Genomic DNA, 4,336 nt, shown 5'->3' on the forward strand with positions numbered 1-4,336 from the left:
CATGGTTATCCCCAAACCCATCAAATGTGGCATAAAATCGCCCCCCGATTAGCGGCTAATTTTACGGTGATCGCCACGGATCTGCGCGGCTACGGGGATAGCGATAAACCCTTACCCCTAGAGGATTCTAGCAATTACTGCAAGCGAGTCATGGCCCTCGATCAGGTATTGCTGATGGAAAAATTGGGTTATCAGGAGTTTTATCTAATCGGCCACGATCGAGGGGCGCGAGTTTCCCACCGTCTCGCCCTTGATTTTCCCGAAAAGGTAAAAAAACTCGTTTTACTCGATATAGCCCCAACGCTGGCGATGTATGAGGCGACTGAGCAAACTTTTGCCACTGCCTACTATCATTGGTTTTTCTTGATTCAGCCTTCCCCTTTTCCCGAAACCCTGATCGCCGCTAATCCCGATTATTATCTGCAACATTGCTTGCAAAGTTGGGGTCGAGATTTTAGCGCTTTTACAGAGGAAGCTTTGGGGGAATATCGGCGTTGTTTTCGAGATTTAAGCACGATAACCGCCACTTGTGCCGATTATCGGGCTGCCGCTACCATCGATTTAGAGCATGATCGTCAGGATTTAGACCGGAAAATTTCCTCTCCCCTCTTGGTTCTTTGGGGAGAAAAAGGTTTCATTGCACGTCAATACGATGTGATCGCTCTTTGGCAGCAGCTAGCTAATCAAGTCACGGGACAGGCGATCGCCAGCGGTCATTTTTTACCAGAAGAAGCACCAAAAGAGACGGGACAGGCGATCGAGGAGTTCCTTGGCTAAGTAAAGAGATTGACGGCAGAATTCTCTGAGTTAGGAGCCGGAAGAAAGGAGGTAAATCGTTGGCTAATCGGGTTTTCACTTTGACAAAATTATACTCCTGTCAGAATCTTGAACCTAAGATAATTATTAAACACAGGAGGAAAAAACTGGGATTAAATCGATTTTTTTTCAATCAATTACTGGTCAAATATTATTATGCAAATGCTAAAATATTCCCTGATTGTCCCCATCTATAACGAGGAAGAAACTATTGCCGAACTGTATCGCCGGGTGAGTGCCATCATGAATAATTTAGATGGGGCGGTAGAATTAATTCTAGTAAATGATGGTAGTAAAGATAGTTCCTTAAAACTGCTGCGAGAACTGCACAAAGCTGATTCACGAGTATGTTATATCAGTTTCGCCCGCAATTTTGGTCATCAAGCGGCGGTAACTGCTGGACTTAATTTTTGCCGAGGACAAGTAATTATTGTTTTGGATGCCGACCTGCAAGATCCGCCCGAATTAATTCCCCAAATGATTGAAAAATGGCAAGAGGGTTATCAAGTAGTTTATGCCCAAAGAACCAAAAGAAAACAAGAAAGTTGGTTTAAAAAACTGACGGCATATCTCTTTTATCGTTTGCTTAAAAGACTAGCTGATGTGGATATTCCCGCCGATACAGGAGACTTTTGTTTAATGGATCGTCAGGTGGTATATCTATTAAATTCTCTCCCGGAAAGAAATCGTTATATTCGTGGGTTGCGCGCTTGGATTGGCTTTCCACAAACTGCGGTTAAATTTGAGCGGGATGCGCGCTTTGCCGGGGAAGTAAAATATACCTTTAGCAAATCATTATCTTTAGCTATTAATAGCCTAGTATCTTTTTCCCGTGTCCCCTTACGTTTTGCCACCTATCTAGGATTATTTTCTGCCCTGATATCTTTGATTATGGCTCTGTTAGTATTATATTGGCGTTTACAGCAACCCGACTCACCGATCACGGGTTTTGCCACGATTATGATCGCTATATTTTTTCTGGGTTCTGTACAGCTAATTAGCATCGGAATACTAGGAGAATATATCGGCAGAATTTACGAGGAAGTTAAAGGCAGACCCACCTATACAATTGCTGAGTTAGCTGGCTTACAAATTTCTTGATTCTTGTCAGTAGGAATCGGTAATTTTTTGCTGTTTTGCCCATCTGGATCAAACTTGATCCGCCTTAGCGATCGCCAATTATTAAGCCTTGGCAGAGAGTTTCTCCGTCTCGGAGAATCTTCGCACAATAACGATCGAGCATTCTTTGCCAGCGACGGACAGGATCACAATCCCCGGTGACAGAGACAAGACGACCAAAAACGGAATTTTTTAGCCCAGTTTCACAGAGACGAAATTTCGCCTCTGTTGGCCGGACTGATAGCCGATTGAATCGCTAATAATTTTCTCGAGGATTTGTGCTAGGAGGATTTTCTTGGTAGGAAAAGCTGCTACCAAACTCGAATTCCTGTCCGTAGGCTTCCTCTCCGTGTTGAGGCACATCTAACCCTTCCGCTTCCGTATTCGGTTTAACCCGCAGCTCCATAAATAGACTGAGAACTTTCAGGATAACAAAAGTACCCACGGCAGCAAAGATATAAGTAGCGGCAACGCCAACAAATTGCGTCCAGACTAAGCCGGGGTTGCCAAATAGTAAACCGTCATTACCCAAGGAATTAACCGATTTAGTGGCAAAAACCCCCGTAAGCAGCGCCCCTATTGTCCCACCCACACCATGGACAGGATAGGTATCCAAAGAGTCATCAAAGCGCAATTTTGCCCGGAGACTAACCGCAAAAAAACAGGTAAGGGCAGTGATCGAACCAATCAGAATCGCACCGATGGGTAGAACAAAACCGGCAGCGGGAGTAATACCCACTAATCCCCCCAAAAATCCGCTAGCAATACCGATCGCTGTCGGTTTAGCCCGTAAAATCCATTCTATCAGCATCCATGTCAAACCACCAGCCGAAGCGGCGATCGTGGTATTAACAAAGGCTGTCGTAGCTAGGGAACTAGAGGAAAGCGCACTACCCCCATTAAAACCAAACCAACCAAACCAGAGTAAACCGATACCGAGGAGAACAAACGGCACATTATGGGGTGCATAGGTTTGAGTTCCAAAACTACGCCGCGGGCCAATTACCCAAGCGGCCACCAGTGCGGAAATCCCAGAACTAATGTGAACAACGGTTCCACCGGCGAAATCCAGCGCCCCAGTGGCTGCCAACCAACCCTTACCCCAAACCCAGTGAGCTAGGGGAGAATAGATAAAGGTGGACCAAAGCAGTAAAAACCAAAAATAGGCCTTAAAGTTGACCCGTTCCACGATCGCCCCTGAAATTAAAGCCGGGGTGATGATGGCGAACATCATCTGATAGACCATAAACACTTGATGGGGAACGGTGGGTGCATAACCGATATTGTCAGGTGCGGCGGCGGTGACTCCGTTGAGAAAAATCCAATCCAGACCACCGATAAAAGCTTCAATCCCTTCACCAAAACCACTTTTACCCGGGGTGACATCAAAAGCGAGACTATAACCCCAAAGCACCCAAGTTACACCAATTACGCCCATGGCTACCAAACTCATCATCATGGTGTTGAGGACGTTACGCGAACGTACTAAACCCCCATAAAAAAAAGCCAGTCCGGGGGTCATTAATAAAACTAAAGCTGAGGAGATCAGCATCCAAGCTGTATCTCCAGCACTAATCGGATTGGGGGGAGCGGCGGCGACGGTTTCCGCAAAAACCGGGGCAACTCCGAAATTGAATCCCAGTCCCAGCAAAAGCATGGTTATTCCTACGATCTTTTTCATTGACGGTTGGTGCCTAGTAGCAAGATTAATTTTTTCTGTCTGGAAAGAGACAAAAAACCGAAAGAGAAAAGGTTTAGAAGCTAATTATAGCCACCGATCGCATCGGGGCGAGGCCTTCTTCCTTTTCTCTTTAACTTTGTCGGGGATCTAATTAATCTATCTTTACAAGGTTCACCCTAACGACTGCTGGGCGTTTCCATGTCAACACTGGAAGCATAATAGCCACCAGTAACGATATCGGACTCCTTGACGAAACCGCTATAGGCTTCCATTCCGTGTTCACCCACATCCAAACCTTCCATTTCTTCTTCGGGAGTAACACGAATACCGAGGGTAGCCTTAAGGATTGTCCAAACAATACCACTAACAATCAGGGTAAATGCTCCCACTGCCACAATTCCGATAATTTGGTTAATAAACAGTTGGAATTGACCGGTGATTAAACCCGCATCTTTGTTGAAGATACCGACGGCTAAAGTTCCAAACACACCACAGACGAGGTGAACGGAAGTTGCACCCACCGGGTCATCAATTTTCAGGTTATCGAAGAAAGCCACCGAGTAAACCACGACCACACCAGCAATTAAACCGATGATTGCCGCCGACCAATAGGATACACCATCACAACCGGCAGTAACGGCTACTAAACCGGCGAGAATACCGTTAATAATCATCGAAAGGTCGGGTTTACCATCTTTCGCCCAAGCGGTAAAGGTAGCG

4 protein-coding genes are annotated in these 4,336 nt (G+C 45.8%); 2 read left to right on the plus strand and 2 right to left on the minus strand.

The genetic code is table 11. From position 1 onward, the window contains the following. Together PX481_RS09230 and PX481_RS09235 are read left to right on the plus strand one after the other, a co-directional pair. Positions 1 to 777: alpha/beta hydrolase (locus tag PX481_RS09230; RefSeq protein WP_288094462.1), on the plus strand; the 777-nt coding region annotated here is incomplete at its 5' end. A 201-nt stretch (positions 778 to 978) separates the two neighbouring features. Continuing rightward, a complete protein-coding gene (locus PX481_RS09235; RefSeq protein ID WP_288094463.1) occupies positions 979 to 1,917 on the plus strand; it encodes a glycosyltransferase family 2 protein in 939 nt (312 codons plus the stop codon). Between the two features lie 274 nt (positions 1,918 to 2,191). On the opposite strand, the gene PX481_RS09240 is transcribed toward PX481_RS09235, so the two are convergent. Together PX481_RS09240 and PX481_RS09245 are read right to left on the minus strand one after the other, a co-directional pair. Next, positions 2,192 to 3,616 carry an ammonium transporter gene (locus PX481_RS09240; protein ID WP_288023856.1) on the minus strand — a complete coding sequence of 475 codons (1,425 nt, stop codon included), beginning with the start codon at positions 3,614 to 3,616 and terminating at the stop codon, positions 2,192 to 2,194. A 176-nt stretch (positions 3,617 to 3,792) separates the two neighbouring features. Further along, positions 3,793 to 4,336 (minus strand): ammonium transporter (locus PX481_RS09245; protein ID WP_502888592.1); only part of this gene is annotated, 544 nt, incomplete at its 5' end.

Source organism: Microcystis sp. M53603_WE2, assembly GCF_030065435.1.